Here is a 19,321-nt window from a genome sequence, read left to right as displayed (position 1 = left end):
TTTCGGGAAAGAGATTTTTTTTGTTCCTTTGTGGCTATATCAAAGAAATATAAATTATGACGTTAGCAAGTATTGTTTGGGATGTAGATCCTGTTCTGGTACATTTAGGCTCCCTTGAAATTCGTTGGTATGGATTGATGTGGGGACTCGGATTCATTTTCGCTTATGAAATAGTATCGCGTTTATTTAAAAAAGAAGGATATCCTGACTATTGGGCAGATAAATTGTTTGTATATTGTATAGTAAGTAGTGTAATAGGAGCTCGATTAGGACATTGCTTATTTTATGAGTGGGATTATTATGGAGCACATCCGTTGGAGATTTTGAAAATCTGGAAAGGAGGACTTGCCAGTCATGGAGGAGTATTTGCCTTGATTTTGGCTTTGGTTTGGTACTCAAAGAAAGTTACGAAAAAAAATGTGTGGTGGCTTTTCGATCGTATGATTCCAGCGGTAGCTGTGGTCTGCATGTGTATCCGTTTCGGAAATCTGATGAATTCGGAAATATTCGGTTTCCCGACTACATTACCTTGGGGATTTGAGTTTGTGCGTTCTCGTGAATGGCAAGCTTTGTATAATCAGAATGGAGAAGCTCAAGCGTGTCATCCTACACAGATATACGAAATGCTCTATTGCTTGATAGCCTTAGTAACCTCATGGCTGATGTATTACAAATTTCACCTTCAAAAGCGGATAGGTCTGATAACTGGAGTTTCTCTCTTGATTTTCTTTGGTGCACGATTTGGACTGGAATTTATGAAAAATCCGCAAGTTGCAGAAGAAGTGAATATGACTTTGAATATCGGACAACTGCTGAGTCTGCCTCTTATTTTGTTAGGTATATATCTGATAGCTACAAGTAAGAAACGTAAGGAGGCTTTCTAAAATAAAAAACAATAGAACGAAATTCCGTTCTTTGAGTAAGAATGTTTCATCCTCGATTAAAAATGTTGCATGTATCATTTTTAATCGAGGATGAAACATTTATTATATTCCTTTTCATTACTGTCCCGTAAAAGTGGATAAATAGTTCTTTGAAATAACTGAAATATAGCTTATTATACTCTATTTGTAAAGCGCGACGATTTGAAATTGTACCTTTGAAACCAAATCAAATGGCTTCAAATGAATCAAGACAAATATGTTTTCGCTCAATTGGTAGAGTTTTTGAACAACAATAAATTCAGAAGAATCGTGGACAAATACGATGGAAATCGTTACGTCAAACATTTCACTTGCTGGAACCAGCTTCTTGCTATGATGTTCGGACAGCTAAGCAATCGTGAGAGCCTACGCGACCTGATTGTTGCATTGGAAGCACATCAAGCCAAGTGTTATCATTTGGGATTGGGTCGTGAACCCTTGGCCAAAACCACACTTGCATCAGCTAACCAAAATAGGGATTACAGAATCTTTGAAGATTTTGCATTCTTCATGATGAAAGAAGCCAGTGATAAACGAGCTACTCATATTCTGGATATCGAAGGAAAGAAGTACGCTTTTGATTCAACCACCATTCCGTTATGTTTGGCAACATTTCCTTGGGCTAAATTTCGAAGTAAAAAAGGTGGAGTCAAGGCACATGTCCTTTATGACATTGAGGCTCAGGTTCCGGCTTTTTTTACAGTAACCACAGCTTCAAAACATGACTCAACAGCAATGTCTGCAATTCATTATGAACCAAATGCATACTATATTTTTGATAGAGCGTATGATTCGTTTAAGGAACTATATCGGATTCATCTTACTGGCTCTTTCTTTGTCGTAAGAGCCAAGTCGAATCTTAAATTTAAGTTCTGCAAATGGAAACGCAGACTACCAAAGAATATACTATCTGATGCTGAAGTGAAATTATCAGGATATACCTCTGAAAAGAAGTATCCGGAATCATTCAGGATTATCAGGTTCTATGATGAAGAAGATGATCGTGAATTTACCTTCCTGACAAATGCCAAACATATATCTGCACTTGATGTAGCTAATCTCTATAAAAAGAGATGGCTTGTAGAACTGTTCTTCAAATGGTTGAAGCAGCACCTTAAAATCAAAAGGTTCTGGGGCACCACAGAAAACGCAGTCCGTATTCAGATAAGTGTGGCTATTATCACTTATTGTTTGGTAGCTATTATCCAACATGATTTGCACTTAAGCCGTTCGACCTATGAGGTCCTACAGATTTTGAGCATTTCATTAACGGATAAAACACCTTTACAAGAGTTGTTCAATAAGACTAATTTCAATGATGTCAAAGAGCAATTAAATCCCCTTTTCCCGGGGTTGTTTGATTAATATTTAATTCGTCCCGATTTTAACGGGACACTAATGATTCCTTTTATTAAGCTCTACATACATTTGCAATACCGTTTTGAACGGCAGTGTGAGATTTGTGATAAGTTAAACTTAATCTATTTGTAAATGGAAAGCATAAAAAGAACATTTCTTTTAGCACTCCTTTTCATGGTGTGTATGGTTGTGCAAGCACAAAGTTTGCAAGTGTCTGGAACAGTAGTTTCAAAATCTGATGGAGAGCCTGTTATCGGGGCAACTATTCTTGAACAGGGTACGACTAACGGTACGATTACTGATTTTGATGGTAAGTTTTCTTTAACTGTAAAGCAAGGTGCGGAAATTTCAATTTCTTATATCGGCTTCAAAAGTCAGGTCGTAAAAGCGCAAACTGTATTGAATATTGTTTTAGCAGAAGATACAGAAGTGCTGGATGAAGTTGTTGTAACAGGTTACACTACTCAGCGTAAGGCAGATTTGACCGGTGCCGTATCTGTTGTTAGTATGGATGATTTATCTAAGCAGAATGAAAATAATCCGATGAAAGCTTTGCAAGGTCGTGTTCCTGGTATGAATATTACGGCCGATGGTAATCCTAGTGGTTCAACAACAATTCGTATTCGTGGTATTGGTACATTAAATAACAATGACCCTCTTTATATTATTGACGGGGTACCTACTAAAGGTGGAATGCATGAATTGAATGGTAATGATATAGAATCAATTCAAGTTTTAAAGGATGCGGCTTCAGCTTCTATTTATGGTTCTCGTGCTGCCAATGGTGTGATTATCATTACAACTAAAAAAGGAAAAGAAGGTCAGTTGAAAATAAATTTTGACGCGTCGGTATCTGCTTCTATGTATAATAATAAAATGGAGGTATTGAATGCAGAAGAATATGGTCAGGCAATGTGGCAGGCTTATGTAAATGGTGGTCAGGACCCAAATACTAACCCCTTGGGATATAAATATGATTGGGGATATGATAGTAATGGCTATCCAAAATTGAACAGTATTAGTATGTCTCGTTTTCTTGACTCTAATAACACAGTTCCGTCAGCAGACACAGATTGGTTTGATGAAACGACTCGTACAGGTGTTATTCAGCAATATAATGTATCAGTAAGTAATGGGTCGGAAAAAGGATCTTCTTTCTTTTCTCTTGGATATTATAAGAATCTGGGTGTTATAAAAGATACTGATTTTGAGAGATTCTCTGCTCGTATGAATTCAGACTATAACCTGATTGGAAAAGTATTGACTGTTGGAGAGCATTTCACTTTGAACCGTACTTCTGAAGTACAGGCTCCAGAAGGTTTCTTGCAAAATGTATTACAGTTTAATCCTTCTTTACCGGTTTATGATATTAACGGTAATTATGCGGGACCTGTAGGTGGTTATCCTGACCGTGAAAATCCTGTAGCGCGTTTGGATAGAAATTCGGATAATCGTTATACTTATTGGCGTATGTTCGGAGATGCATATATTAATTTAAATCCGTTTAAAGGTTTTAATATCCGTTCTACATTTGGTTTGGATTATTCTCAAAAGCAACAACGTATTTTTACTTATCCTATTACAGAAGGAAATGTTGCAAATGATAAAAATGCAGTAGAAGCAAAACAAGAACATTGGACAAAATGGATGTGGAACGCTGTTGCTACTTATAATTTAGAAGTAGGTAAACATCGTGGCGACGTGATGGTTGGTATGGAATTGAATCGTGAAGATGATAGTTGGTTCTCTGGTTATAAAGAAGATTATAGTATATTAAATCCTGATTATATGTGGCCTAATGCAGGTACAGGAACAGCTCAGGCTTATGGATCGGGTGAAGGTTATTCATTGGTTTCTTTCTTTGGTAAATTAAACTATACCTATGATGATAAATATTTATTTTCTTTGACTGTTCGTCGTGATGGTTCCTCTCGTTTTGGTAAAAATAATCGTTATGCTACATTTCCGTCTGTTTCATTGGGATGGCGTATTAGCAATGAAAAATTCATGAAGGAGCTTACTTGGCTGAATGATTTAAAAATTCGTGCTTCATGGGGACAGACAGGTAATCAAGAAATTTCAAATATAGCTCGTTATACTATTTATGTTCCTAATTATGGTGTAACTGAGTCTGGAGGACAAAGCTACGGAACTTCTTATGATATTGCTGGCACAAATGGAGGTAGTATTCTTCAGTCTGGATTTAAACGTAACCAGATTGGAAACGATGATATTAAATGGGAAACTACCACTCAGACAAACTTGGGTTTTGATTTCTCTTTGTTTGATCAGACTTTATATGGATCATTCGACTGGTTCTATAAGAAAACAACAGATATTCTTGTTCAAATGGCAGGTATTGCAGCTATGGGTGAAGGCAGCACTCAGTGGATTAATGCCGGAGAAATGGAAAACAAAGGTTTCGAGTTGAACTTAGGTTATCGTAATACGACAGCATTTGGCTTGAAATACGATTTGAATGGTAATATCTCTGCTTATCGTAATAAGATAACTGCTCTTCCTGCAACAGTTGCTGCAAACGGTACATTTGGAGGTAATGGGGTAGAAAGTGTAATTGGGCATCCCAATGGTGCACAGGTAGGATATGTGGCAGATGGTATCTTCAAATCACAGGCAGAAATTGATAATCACGCAACTCAAGAGGGTGCTGGCTTGGGACGTATTCGCTGGCGTGATTTGGATGGTAATGGTGTTATCAACGAAAAGGATCAGCAGTGGATTTATAATCCGACACCAGCATTCAGTTATGGATTGAATATCTATTTAGAGTATAAAAATTTCGACTTGACAATGTTTTGGCAAGGCGTGCAGGGAGTTGATGTAATTAGTGATTTAAAAAAGGAAACAGACTTATGGAGTGGGCTGAATATTGGTTTCTTAAATAAAGGAAAACGAGTGCTTGATGCATGGACGCCGACTAATCCTGATTCGGATATTCCAGCATTGTCACGTGATGATGTCAATAATGAAAAACGTGTATCTACCTATTTTGTGGAAAATGGTTCATTCTTGAAATTACGTAACCTTCAGATAGGTTACAATGTTCCTCAGAATTTTGCGAAGAAGATGAAAATGGAACGTTTACGCCTTTATTTAAGTGCACAGAACTTGCTTACTATTAAGAGTAAAGAATTTACAGGAGTTGATCCGGAAAATCCAAATTATGGTTATCCGATTCCTTTGAACTTAACTTTTGGTATTAATGTTAGCTTTTAAATTGAAAAACTATTAAAACGAAAATTATGAGAAATTTATTATATGCGACAGTTTTAGGTTTTGCGTTGGCTTGCTCTGGATGTTCTAGCTTTCTGGAAGACCAAGTGCCACAAGGAACTATCGATAACGAGCAGTTACAGAATCCCGCTTATGTAGACAATTTGGTTATTTCTGCTTATGCTGTGTGGATATCTGCGGAAGATATTAACTCATCATTCTCTATGTGGAATTATGATGTGCGTTCGGATGATGCCTATAAAGGTGGAAACGGAACAGAAGATGGTGATGTTTTTCATGCATTGGAAATTTCGCAAGGTGTCATGACTACTGCATGGAATATCAGTGATATGTGGCAGCGTTTGTATAATTGTATTTCTCGTGCTAATACGGCTTTACAGTTACTGAATCAGCTTGATGAGAATACTTATCCACTAAAGCAGCAGCGAATTGCTGAGATGAAATTCTTACGTGGACATGGACACTTCTTGCTGAAGCAGTTGTACAAGCACATTGTTTTGGCAAACGATGAAAATCTTACTCCCGAAGAATATAATAATCTTTCTAACACAACTTATACAAATGATGAAAGCTGGCAGCAGATAGCAAATGATTTTCAGTTCGCTTATGATAATCTGCCGGATACACAAGCCGATAAAGGGCGTCCTACTAGAGCCGCAGCTGCAGCTTATTTGGCAAAGACTTATTTGTATAAGGCCTATCGTCAGGATAATCCTGAAAATAATGAGGTAACAAGTATTAGCACTGAAGACTTGGCAAAAGTAGTTCAGTATACTGAGAAGTCTATTATGTCTGCTGGCGGATACGATTTAGAAGCTGATTTCCATAATAATTTCCGTCCGGAACCTCAGTATGAGAATGGATGTGAGTCATTGTGGGCTATGCAATATTCTATGAATGACGGAACAAATAATGGTAATTGTAACTGGTCGTTTGGATTGATTGTTCCTAATATTCCAGGGGTGACAGATGGTGGTTGTGACTTTTATAAACCAAGTCAGAATTTGGTAAATGCCTTTAGAACTGATATGGATGGTCATCCGTTATTTGATACCTTTAATAATAGTGATTATGATATTACAACTGATAATGTAGACCCTCGTCTGTTTTTGACTGTAGGTATGCCTGGATTCCCATATGAATTTAATAAGAATTATATGATGGATAAATCTTCTACTTGGAGTCGTAGTAATGGTCTTTATGGTTATTATGTAACATTGAAGCACAATGTAGATCCAGATGGAGATTATTTGATAAAAGGTGGCTGGTGGGGTAGTCCTATGAATCATATTGTTTTGCGTTATTCGGATGTTTTATTAATGCGTGCAGAGGCCTTGATTCAATTAAATGATGGTCGTCTTAATGAAGCAATTAGTCTGATTAATGAAGTTCGTAATCGTGCTGGTCAAAGTACTACTATGATTGCAGATTATCCTGCTGCTTATGGTGTTACTTTCTATGTGAAGCCTTATACGGGAACTTATACCAAGGATGAGGCTTTGAAGATGTTGAAATTTGAACGTCGTGTAGAATTGGCTATGGAAAGTGATCGTTTCTTCGATTTAGTACGTTGGGGGGAAGCCGATCAGGTCTTGAATAAATATTATGCAGAAGAAGCTGATAATTGTGCTATTTATTCAAATGCTTCGTTTACTAAAAATAAAAATGAATACTTGCCTATACCTTTTGCGCAGATAAGTGCTAGTAATGGTAATTATACACAGAATTGTGGCGGCTGGTAATTTAATTGTAAATCTTAATAAATGAATATTATGAATGCAATAAAATATATTAATAAAGTTTTTTTCATCCTTCTCTCTTTGGCTTTTGTTGCAGGATGCGATGATGATAATACGTCAGATCTTCAGTTGAACGGGCGAACTTGGCTGAATACATTGCAACTCGATGAATATCAGGGAGTCATTGATAATTCGACTAAAACTGTCGTAGTAGGAGTACCTGTCGATTATAATACAGATGCCATGAAGGTAACGGCAATTGAAGTTTCCGATGGTGCTGAAGCTTCAATGAAGGTTGGAGATATTGCCAATTTCTCTTTTCCTCAAACGATAAAAGTAACAAATGGTGATGCTTATTTAGATTATACTGTTACGGTAAAGCATGATGAAGCTAGAATTACATCATTTAAATTGAATAATGAGTATACTGGTATTATTGATGAAGAAAATCATTCTATTTTGGTACGTGTACCGACGAGTATCGATATTACTAGTCTTATACCTACGGTTGAAACAACCCAAGGAGCAATGGTTTCTCCAGCTTCAGGACAAGCTGTTGATTTTACAAGTCCAGTAGAGTTTACAGTTACTTATCAGAGTGCAGTTGCTGTTTATGTTGTAACTGTTGTACAGTCTGATTCTCCTAGTGCTGTATATGTAGGTTTGGCTTCTTCTATAGATGAACTAAATGCAGAAGAAAAAGAAGCTGCTAACTGGATGTTGAAGAATATTCCTAATGCTCAGTACCTCTCATTTGAAGATGTTCGAACCGGAAGAGTTGATTTAAATGATTGCAAGGTTATGTGGTGGCATCTGCATATCGATGGAGGTATCGATTCAATGGATAAATTTGAAGCTGCTGCCCCGAGTGCTGTACAAGCAGTTTCGAAGGTAAAAGAATTTTATGAAAATGGAGGTAGCTTGTTATTGACTCGTTATGCATCGTTCTATGCAGCTAAGCTGGGTATTACCAAGGATGGAAATGCTCCTAATAACTGTTGGGGACAGTCGGAAGAGACAGGTGAAATAACTACAGGTCCTTGGAGCTTCTTTGTAACCAATCATGAAACTCATCCTCTTTATGAAGGTGTGGATATATCAACGATTGATGGTAAAAAGGGAATTTATATGTGTGATGCAGGCTACCGGATAACTAATAGTACTGCTCAGTGGCACATCGGTTCCGATTGGGGAGGATATGAAGAACTGAATAGCTGGGAAACAAGTCATGGTGGTGTAAGTCTAGGATATGGCGGTGATGGTGCCGTAGTTGTTTGGGAATACCTTTCAAGTGAAACGACTGGTGGAGTACTTTGTATCGGTTCTGGATGTTATGATTGGTATTCTTATGGAGTAGATACTTCAGCAGATTCATATCATGGTAATGTTGCAAAGATTACTCAGAATGCAATTAATTATTTAACAAGTGAATCAAAATAAAAATTAAATAATGATTGTCCGATAAAAGAATTTTAGAAATTCAGATATTTGGAATATGTAAAATGTTTATCGGACAACATTAAAAAAATAATGTAATTTATGAAAACAATGATATATTCTTTAGCTTTAGCTGCATTCATGTCATTAGGTAGTTGCAATGATAATGATGATCCTATATTGACACAGAAAGACTGGGATGGCACTGCAACATATTTTGCTTCAACAGATGAACAGTTTACTACTTATTATAAACCGTATGTTGGTTATGCAGGCGATCCGATGCCGTTTTATGATCCGATAGAACAGAATTTTAAGATTTTGTATTTGCAGGAATTTCGTCCTAATCAGGAGGCAACATATCATCCTATTTGGGGAGTAAGTACAAAAAATGTAGACTCATACCAGTCTTTGGGGGAAGTGATTTCTACTGGTAATGCGTCGGAAGCTGATGCTGCAATAGGTACGGGTAGTACGATATATAATGATTCTGAAAAGTTATATTATACTTTTTATACAGGACATACTGCCAACCAAGAAGTTGTGATGATGGCAACTTCTTCTGACTTTAAGACATGGACGAAAAGCAAGATATTTTATTTGCAGGGAAATGACTATGGATACAGTGTTAAGGATTTCCGCGATCCGTTTGTCTTCAAAGGTGATGATGGTATTTATCATATGATTGTTTCTACTATGCAGGGAACAAAAGGCGTTTTGGCAGAATTTGTTTCTTCTGATTTGAAGTCTTGGGAACACAAAGGTGTATTTATGTCAATGATGTGGGATCGCTTCTATGAATGTCCAGATGTCTTTAAGATGGGTGACTGGTGGTATTTGGTTTACTCAGAAAAGCATGTAGCAATCCGTAAAGTCCAATATTTTAAAGGACGTACGCTGGATGAACTGAAGGCATGTACGGTTAATGACGCTGGTAAATGGCCTGATGATCATGAAGGTCTTTTGGACTCTCGTGCTTTCTATGCAGGAAAAACTGCTTCAGATGGTATTAATCGTTATATTTGGGGCTGGTGTCCAACTCGTGAAGGTAATAACAATACAGCTGTCGGAGCTGAGCCGAATGAACCTCAATGGGCTGGTAACTTGGTTGCTCACCGTATCATCCAGCATGAAGACGGTAGTTTATCATTGGGTAGCATACAAGGTATTGATAATAAATTTACTACTGTTTCATCGTTGAAGGTTATGGCTAAAAGTGAAAACGGAGTAAGTGAAAACGGAGTAAGTGAAAACGCAGGTAAGTATGTATTGACTGGAAATTCTTTCGTTTTATTCAATCGTTTGAACGTTGCTAATAAGATTTCCTTTACTGTAAAAGCTACTGATAAAACAGATAAGTTTGGTTTCTCTTTTGCCCGTGGTACTGATTCGAAGAAGTATTACTCTATTATTGTAAATCCAGAAGATAACGGTAACAAGAAAAAACTGAACTTTGAAGAACAAGGAGAAGAAGGTATGGGATTTGTTGCTGGAATTGACGGATACCTGTTCAATACTCCTGCCGATAATGAATATCATGTAACTGTTTATACAGACAATTCTGTTTGTGTTGTTTATATCAATGACAATGTAGCCTATACGAATCGTATTTATGGTACACAGAAGAACTGCTGGTCTATAAATAGTTATGAGGGAACCATTGAAGTTAGCAATATTGAAGTAAGTTATTATTAATCTAATTATTATGAGTTTGAATTTTTCGTCAAAAAAAAGTTTGTTAGCTATTGCACTAGGACTCTCACTGACTGTTCAAGGTGCAGAGAACAGCATGGTTGTCAAGTATTTAGCTAATGAACAGAATATCATTCTTTTGGATTCGGTGAAGAAGTTTTTACTTCTTCCCGTTCAAGAGAATGCACCTGAGGGTAAGGTTAACATTATTGTTAATAATGAATTCCAGTTGGAACAAAACATAAATATTCGTCTGGCTCGTGAAAAAGTTGACTATTATGTACCATTAGATTTGTCTGCATATCAGGGAAAATCTGTTTCTGTTGATGTTACGGGTATGCCGGTATCTTCATTGTGTTGGAAGGAAATAAAACTTTCCGATACGTTCTATTCTTCAAATCGTGAAACTTACCGTCCTGTTTATCATCATACTCCAGTGTATGGATGGATGAACGATCCGAATGGAATGTTTTATAAAGATGGAGTGTATCATTTGTATTTCCAATATAACCCTTATGGTTCGATGTGGGGAAATATGACTTGGGGACATTCTACAAGTACAGATTTGACTCATTGGACGTATGAAGGCACAGCTATTGTTCCTGACGCATGGGGAGCTATTTTCAGTGGTTCTTGTGTTGTCGATAAAGATAATACTGCTGGTTTTGGAAAAGGAGCTGTTGTCGCTTTTTATACATCTGCAAAATCTACTCCGTGGGGAGATGTACAGTCACAAAGTATGGCGTATAGTTTAGATAACGGTAAGACTTTTATTAAATATGAACATAATCCGATACTGACTTCGGCTGAGCGTGATTTCCGTGATCCAAAGGTCTTCTGGTATGCTCCGGGTAAACATTGGGTGATGATGTTGGCTGTAGGGCAGGAAATGCAGATATATTCATCTGGCAATTTGAAAGAATGGAAGAAGGAAAGTAGTTTTGGAGCAATGCAAGGAGCACATGGTGGTGTATGGGAATGTCCAGATCTGGTAGAACTTCCGATTGAAGGAACAAAAGAGAAAAAATGGGTATTGATTTGTAATCTGAATCCTGGAGGACCTTTTGGAGGCAGTGCTGCTCAGTATTTTGTTGGTTCGTTCGATGGTAAGAAATTTGTGAATGAATCACCAACTCAGACCAAATGGCTTGATTGGGGAAAAGATAATTATGCAACTGTTACGTGGAGTAATGCTCCTGCTGGCCGTTGTATAGCATTGGGTTGGATGAGTAACTGGCAGTATGCAAATAATGTTCCTACTACACAATATCGTAGTGCGAATACATTGGCGCGTGACCTGACTCTTTATAGAGTAGGAGGGGAATTGTATTTGAAGAGTAAACCTTCACCTGAAATAAAGAAAGCACGTGCGGAAGAAAAAAAGATACCAACTTTTGAGGTGAAGGGTAACTATGAAGTTGCAAGTTTGCTGGCAGACAATAAAGGTGCTTATGAAATAGAAATGGCAATCGAAAACAAAGGCACATCTAAAATTGATTTTTCTCTGATGAATGAGAAAGGTGAAAAAGTAGCCATGTATTACGATGTAGTACGTAAGCAGTTTGTTATGGACCGTAGTGCTAGTGGTATTGTTGGTTTCAGCCGTGATTTTCCTGCTGTGACTGTTGCTCCTGTTAGGAATACAGATCAAATACATCTTCGTTTATTTATTGACCGTTCCAGTGTTGAGGCTTTTGGTGAAGAAGGGGAATATGTGATGACTAATCTGGTTTTCCCTGCAGAACCATACAATAGAATGGTTTTTAGTTCAGATAAAGGAAGCTATATTGTTAAATCAATGAATGTGTATAGATTGCAATAGATAGAATAGAAGTCTATTTTTTGAAGAGGCTGGCTGAATCATATTTGATAAGCGTTAGCTGTAGAATTGAAACATAAAGAAATGCCCTATGAAACAAATCTGTTGTATAGGCAGCGTGTAAGGCGCTTATACACAGATTTGTAAAAATGTTGCGTCGTATGACAAAATTGTTTCATGAAACATTTTTGCTATATGATGTAACATATGTTATGCCCGTTAACTAGACGTCTGACTACTTTTGTAGCAAATAAAAAATCAAACTTTTCATACAAAATTTTAATGCTATGAAGACTGAAAAAAGACAGTTTGGCAATCGTATGGGAGCTGCAGTCTTGCTGCTTGCTTTAGTTTGTGCTAATGGATATGCACAAGAGGAAAATAAATCATCAAACAACAACGGTGGTTCTAAAGAAGAAGGCAACCGCAATGTGATGTTGAATGCTGCTAGTGCTAACGGACCTCGTGAAATTCAGATTGGTCTTCCTTCTGCGGATGTAAATGTACTCGAGAATGGTATTCCTGTTACTTATGCTACGAATCCTCACAGCGTAAATTCTTTGTGGCGTGCTGATGCCAGCTTGAGCCATGTGGGACTTCTTAAGATTTCTGAAACTGCTATTACTACTGGTAATATCGGTTATGCCGTAAACTCTTTTACTCAGCTGGGACAAAAAGGTTTTCATGGTACATTAAACTATAAGACTAACCATTTTGGTATGCAAGAAGTTTCATTGAATCTGAATGGTGAAATTGCAAAAGACTGGTTTTATAGTGGAAGCATTTATCAGGATTTTGATCCGGGAACTTTTAAAATCAAATCAACTCCGTTCCAGGATAGAACTCAGATCTACAAATTTGCTTTGACAAAACGTTATAATGATAATCGCGGTGAATTTACAGCAATGTATCATTATAGCAACAGTCATCCGGTTTATATGTATGCTACCCAGTCGGCTCCATTTATATATGTTGGTGATGGTAGTGTAAAAGAGTTTGGCGATTTCGCTCTTGGTACTACATCTTACTTGCCAATGGATAATGAGATGGTATACCGCGATATGCGTACAGGCGAGTTGAAAAAGACAAATCTTTACGATGCTGTACAGAATAAGGGTAGTGAGTTCGTTTTGATGAATGATTATAAATGGGATAATGGACTGGCATGGAAAGTCGTTATGAAATACGATCATGCTACTGGTTCATGTGTATATCAGACTCCTATGGAACTGAGTCAGCGTACTAACAGCTCTATTGATTATCAGTATGAAGCAGCCGACGGAGCAATGCAGCCGTATGACGGTGAATATGTGCAAAGCCGTATGTCATGTTTGAATCGTGGTTTCATCGATGAATTTATGTTTACTACTGAATTGTCACGTAAATTGTCTAATGGAACATGGCGTTTGGGATTGAATGAGTGGTATTATGACATCGACTATGCTTCAAATACAACCATGTATGATCAGTCTGTTCCTACAGACGGCAGTTATCCGGTACGTTTGTGGAATCCTGCTTTTGCAACTGCAGCCGGTCGTTCTTATGCTGGAAACGGATATTATTATGATTTCAATAAGAATGCTTCGGAATATTATAAAGGTCATGAAAATAAATTGGCTGTTTATTTTACTCATGACTGGGATATAACAGACAGATTAAACTTGTATTATGGTGCACGTTTCGAGTATCAGGCACTTCGTGGAAACAATGCCGCAGTAAAAAATGCCAATGGTGATTACGTCGGACGTTTTGCTAATTATTATCTTGGAGCCACTGCTGTTCCTGTATACGATGTAGATGGTAATCAGACTGGTTATGCAGCAGGAGCTGCCGGTACAGCTGGAGCTGTATCTATCGAACCGACTCCGATGAGTTATGATTGGTTTAATTATGCATTGAGTGCTGCCGCTACGTATAAATTGACAAATAAGTTCGGATTTACCGGTGACTTCACTTACATTACTCAGCATCCTAGAATCGAGAACTTTGCACCTGCTACATTACCGAATACAGACAAGATATCTGTTCCTCTGGGACGTGCCGGAATTTATTTCAATAATGAATGGTTGAGCTTGACTTCATTGTTCTCATATATTTCGAAGACAAACAATAACTCAACATTGAATCTTCAGCATGCGGTAAATGGTGTCAATGAAATCTTGGCTGCTCCACTTAACTATGATATCAAGACTTTGGGATGGACTACCGACGTTGTTGCTACTCCGTTTAAAGGATTCGATTTGCACTTCCTGTTTACTTATCAGAAACCGACTTATAAAAAGTATGAAACATCGGTTAAGTTCTCTGATGGATATGTTGGTCAGATTAATGCTACAGGCAATATCGTTGCAGAAATTCCTCAGGTAATTATTGAAATCGACCCGAGCTATATGATTACTAAAGATTTGAAAATTTGGACTAGTTTCCGTTACTTTAGTAAGACTTATGCTAATATCAATGATGCATATTATTTCAACGGACGTTGGGAAACCTTTGGAGGTTTGAACTGGCAGGTTAACAAAAAATTGTCTTTGGGATGTTCTGTTGTTAACTTCTTGAATCAGACAGGAGCAAAAGGAAGTATAGCTGGTGCTGAACTGGTAACAAAAGAAGAAGCTGGCAAATATGCCAATACAGTAATGGCTGGAAGCTACATTCGTCCGTTTACCGTAGAATTCTCTGCACAAATTAAATTTTAATAGTTAGTTTCTTAATTAATAAGCAGTTTTGTATGCTCTATCTCCGCAAAGCGAAGATAGAGTTTGCAAAAGCTGACAAGGTTTATCCTGTTTTCAATAGGTATTCGTAATAAATAAAATAAGTCGGCTAATATCCGATAAATCAAAAATTAGTATCTTTAAAACATTCTAAAAGCATATACCATGAAACGTAAAATCTTTAATCTGATCCTGGGACAAGCTTTTTTATGCAGTATGATTGCTTGTCAGTCACAGAAAAGTAATTTGACATTCGAAAATCAGGGAGATTCGTTGACTATTGTTCGCATAACTCATCCTACTAAATATTTATTGCTTCCTATTCAGGAGGCAGCAAGTGAAGGAAAAGTAAAACTTGATACTGGCAGTCCTGCTGATATGGCAATGGACGTTCGTCTGGCCGTAGACAGCATAGAATATTATGTACCATTCGAATTGCCTCAGGGAGTTGAAGAAGCAACAGTTACTATTGGTAAGGTTCCTTCTGGTGCTGTATGCTGGGAAAATATTCAGTTGTCGGATACATTCAATACTGCAAATACCGATTATTACCGTCCTATTTATCATCACACTCCTTTATATGGATGGATGAATGATGCAAACGGACTTGTATATAAAGACGGTGAATATCATTTGTATTTCCAGTATAATCCTTATGGATCAAAATGGGGAAATATGCATTGGGGACATTCTGTCAGTAAGGATCTGATTCACTGGGAACATTTAAAACCGGCGATAGCTCGTGATACATTAGGACATATCTTTTCAGGAAGTTCTATCGTTGATCATAACAACAGCGCAGGCTACGGTAAAGATGCTATGATTGCCTTTTATACATCTGCAAGTGATGAACACGGACAGATTCAGTGTATGGCATATAGCAACGACAATGGACGTACATATACAAAATACGAGAAAAACCCGATTCTGACTCCGTTCGACGGATTGAAAGACTTCCGTGATCCGAAAGTGTTCTGGTATGAACCGGCGCAGAAATGGTATATGATTGTTTCTGCAGATAAGGAGATGCGTTTTTATTCTTCTTCTAACTTGAAAGACTGGGAATATTTAAGCGGATTTGGCAAGGGGTATGGTGTTCAGCCAAATCAGTTCGAGTGTCCGGACTTTATTCAGTTGCCGGTTGACGGTGATAAGAATAACATGAAATGGGTAATGATTGTTAATATCAACCCAGGATGTATGTTTGGTGGTAGTGCAACAGAATATTTTGTTGGTGATTTCGACGGTAAAGAATTTAAATGCGATACAAAACCTGAAGTAACCAAATGGCTTGATTTCGGAAAAGATCATTATGCTACTGTTTGTTTTTCTAATACAGGCGACCGTATCATTGCTGTTCCTTGGATGAGTAACTGGCAATATGCTAATGCAACTCCTATCCGTCAATATCGTGGAGCTAATGCTTTGCCTCGTGAATTGTCTCTTTATACAAAAGACGGACAAATCTATATGGCTGCCAATGCTGTGAAGGAAACAGAAGCATTGCGTAAGGATACCCGTAATATTGATGATTTTGCAGTAAAAGGGGAATATAAAATCGATGAAATTGTGCCTCAGACAGATGGTGCTTATGAATTGGAAATGGATGTAACTCCTGACAAGGCGCAAGTTGTTGGATTTGACTTGTTGAATGCCAAAGGCGAAAAGGTAAAAGTTTATCTGGATATGAAAGAAGATAAATTGGTTGCCGACCGTACTGAAAGTGGTATTGTCGATTTGGCACGTCATGGAGAAATGAATGTACATGAAAAGGAAACAGATGATCACCGTAAGACAATGTCTGTTAACTATAAAAACGACTTTGCACTGGGTACATGGGCTCCTCTGTCACTTTGCGAAGGAAAAACTTATCATCTGAATGTTTTTGTCGATAAATGTTCTGTTGAAATTTTTGTAGACGGTGGACGTATTGCCATGACTAATCTGGTATTCCCGACTCAACCGTACAACACTTTGCGTTTCTATGCAGAAAACGGTGAAGCACAGATAAGCAATATGAAAATTTATAAATTAGGACTGTAAGCAGTCAGATTGCTTCAGTTCTCTGCAAGTTCAGGTTCTGGCGTCCTTTCATGTTCTTTGGAACTTGAACTTGCTTTTTATTATAAAATTCTCTTCATTAATTATACACCTGTAAACCATGAAACATATTTGTACTTTAGCTCTCGCAGCTTTGGTAGGAATGCAGGCATATGCTGCCGAAAAGCAAATTATCCGTATTTCTACCGATCAGACTGATCTTGTTCTTCAGGTTGCTCCTAATGGACGGCTTTATCAGTCATACTTGGGTGAGAAGTTACTTCATGAATCCGATCTTGACCTGTTGGAATGGAGTGTTCATCCGGCCTCTGATGCCAGTGTGATAGAACGTGGATGGGAAGTATGCAGCACCTCCGGAAATGAGGACTTCTTTGAACCGGCATGGGGAGTAACCCATAGCGACGGTAATCCTTCTACATGGCTGTACTATGTATCTTCTTCTACCAAACAAGTGGAAGGAGGAACTCAGACAGATATATTACTTCGCGATGACAAATATCCTGTAGATGTTACTTTACATTATATAGCTTATCCGAAAGAAAATATTATTAAGACTTGGAGTGAAATAAAGCATCAGGAAAAGAAACCGATATCTTTGTTCCGCTATGCTTCTACCATGCTTTATTTCAGCAGTCCGTCGTATTATCTTACAGAGTTCAGCAGCGATTGGGCGAAAGAAGTACAGATGACTAGTCAGCAGCTTCAGTTCGGGAAAAAAATAGTCGATACTAAGCTAGGAAGTCGTGCTGCCATGCATGCACAGCCTTTCTTTATGGTAGGACTTGGACAACCGGTTGCTGAAAATACAGGTGATGTGTTAATGGGAACCATCGGATGGACAGGCAATTTCTGCTTCACATTCGAAGTTGACAATGTGGGCAATCTGCGGGTTATTCCGTCTATAAATCCTTATGCTTCTGTGTATGAACTGCCTAAAGGGGAAGTGTTTACAACTCCGGAATTTATTTTTACCTTGAGTAAAGGTACAGGTGAGGGTAGCCGTAATTTCCAGCGCTGGGCACGCAATTACCAGTTGAAGGATGGAAAAGGTACTCGTATGACGTTGCTCAACAATTGGGAGAATACTGCATTCGACTTTGATGAGCCTACACTGACCGAACTGATGAAAGAGGCGAAAGACTTGGGCGTTGACATGTTCTTGCTTGATGACGGATGGTTTGGTAACAAATATCCTCGTAATAGTGATAATGCTGGTCTTGGTGACTGGGAAGCTAACCGTCAGAAACTTCCGGGAGGTGTTCCTGCACTGGTACGTTACGCCAAAGAGGCAGGAGTTGAGTTTGGTATTTGGATAGAGCCGGAAATGGTGAATCCTAAAAGTGAGCTGATGGAAAAGCACCCGGATTGGGCTATTCATTATCCTAACCGTGAAACTTATTACTATCGTAATCAGCTGGTTCTTGATATGAGCAATCCAGAAGTTCAGGATTATGTGTATGAGGTTGTAGATAAACTGATGAAAGAAAATCCTGATTTGGCATATTTCAAGTGGGATTGCAACAGTCCTATAACAAATATCTATTCACCTTATTTAAAAGATAAACAGGGACGTCTTTATATTGATCATATACGTGGGGTTTATAACGTTATGAAACGGGTATCGGAGAATTATCCGAAACTTCCTTTGATGCTTTGCTCGGGAGGTGGTGCACGTTGTGACTATGAAGCTCTGAAACATTTTACGGAATTTTGGTGCAGTGACAATACCGATCCGGTAGAACGTATTTATATCCAGTGGGGATTCTCTCAATTCTTCCCGGCTAAGGCTATGTGTGCACACGTTACAAGCTGGAACAAAAATGCTTCTATTAAATTCCGTACAGATGTAGCTTCTATGTGTAAGCTGGGATTTGATATTGGTTTGAAGGAATTGTCGGCAGACGAACTGGTTTATTGTCAGACAGCTGTGGCAAACTGGAAACGTTTGTCATCTACCATCTTGGATGGAGAACAGTATCGTTTGGTTTCTCCTTACGAAGGTAATCATATGGCAGTAAATTACGTTAGCACAGACCAGCAGAAAGCTGTTTTGTTTGCTTACGATGTTTATCCTCGTTTTGAAGAAAAGCTTTTCCCGGTTAAGTTGCAGGGACTTGATCCGAATAAAATGTATAAGGTAGAAGAAATCAACCTGATGCCGGGAGTAAAATCAGTATTAAAAGCCAATGGAAAGGTCCTTTCAGGAGATTATCTGATGAAAATTGGTTTGGAGGTATTCGGATTCAAACCTCTTCATAGCTGTGTGATCGAACTTACTGAGCAAAAGTAAACATATTATTTATCATATAAGATTTTAGA

Annotated in this window: 10 protein-coding genes; all 10 read left to right on the top strand. The window is 38.0% G+C overall.

From position 1 onward, the window contains the following. Positions 1-56: 56 nt before the first annotated feature. The 10 genes from lgt to BACCOP_RS17945 all read left to right on the top strand — a co-directional run bounded on the left by lgt (position 57) and on the right by BACCOP_RS17945 (position 19,292). Complete coding sequence (lgt, locus tag BACCOP_RS17990) at positions 57-884, top strand: prolipoprotein diacylglyceryl transferase (protein WP_007571636.1); 828 nt, start codon at positions 57-59, stop codon at positions 882-884. Positions 885-1,124: 240 nt separating this feature from the next. After that, positions 1,125-2,288, top strand: coding sequence for an IS4 family transposase (locus BACCOP_RS17985; RefSeq protein ID WP_007564783.1), 1,164 nt, complete (start codon positions 1,125-1,127; stop codon positions 2,286-2,288). A gap of 126 nt (positions 2,289-2,414) precedes the next feature. Further along, on the top strand, positions 2,415-5,519 hold the full coding sequence (locus BACCOP_RS17980) for a SusC/RagA family TonB-linked outer membrane protein (protein WP_007571635.1): 3,105 nt from the start codon (positions 2,415-2,417) through the stop codon (positions 5,517-5,519). A gap of 26 nt (positions 5,520-5,545) precedes the next feature. After that, positions 5,546-7,279, top strand: coding sequence for a RagB/SusD family nutrient uptake outer membrane protein (locus tag BACCOP_RS17975; RefSeq protein WP_007571634.1), 1,734 nt, complete (start codon positions 5,546-5,548; stop codon positions 7,277-7,279). 21 nt (positions 7,280-7,300) lie between these two features. Next, positions 7,301-8,716, top strand: a complete 1,416-nt coding sequence (locus BACCOP_RS17970; protein WP_007571633.1) for a DUF4960 domain-containing protein — start codon at positions 7,301-7,303, stop codon at positions 8,714-8,716. Positions 8,717-8,815: 99 nt separating this feature from the next. Next, positions 8,816-10,408 carry a glycoside hydrolase domain-containing protein gene (locus BACCOP_RS17965; RefSeq protein ID WP_007571632.1) on the top strand — a complete coding sequence of 531 codons (1,593 nt, stop codon included), beginning with the start codon at positions 8,816-8,818 and terminating at the stop codon, positions 10,406-10,408. A gap of 10 nt (positions 10,409-10,418) precedes the next feature. Beyond that, on the top strand, positions 10,419-12,227 hold the full coding sequence (locus BACCOP_RS17960; RefSeq protein WP_007571631.1) for a DUF4980 domain-containing protein: 1,809 nt from the start codon (positions 10,419-10,421) through the stop codon (positions 12,225-12,227). A gap of 284 nt (positions 12,228-12,511) precedes the next feature. Then, positions 12,512-14,923 carry a hypothetical protein gene (locus BACCOP_RS17955; RefSeq protein WP_007571630.1) on the top strand — a complete coding sequence of 804 codons (2,412 nt, stop codon included), beginning with the start codon at positions 12,512-12,514 and terminating at the stop codon, positions 14,921-14,923. A gap of 183 nt (positions 14,924-15,106) precedes the next feature. Then, positions 15,107-16,984: a GH32 C-terminal domain-containing protein gene (locus BACCOP_RS17950; protein ID WP_007571628.1), complete on the top strand. Its 1,878-nt coding sequence runs from the start codon at positions 15,107-15,109 to the stop codon at positions 16,982-16,984. A 118-nt stretch (positions 16,985-17,102) separates the two neighbouring features. Further along, the gene (locus BACCOP_RS17945) at positions 17,103-19,292 is read left to right on the top strand and encodes an alpha-galactosidase (protein WP_007571626.1); all 2,190 of its coding nucleotides are present in this window, start codon (positions 17,103-17,105) and stop codon (positions 19,290-19,292) included. Positions 19,293-19,321 lie beyond the last annotated feature (29 nt).

Origin of the sequence: Phocaeicola coprocola DSM 17136, from assembly GCF_000154845.1 — a bacterium.
Taxonomy (GTDB): Bacteria; Bacteroidota; Bacteroidia; order Bacteroidales; family Bacteroidaceae; genus Phocaeicola; species Phocaeicola coprocola.
This window is presented reverse-complemented; position numbering and strand designations above follow the sequence as displayed.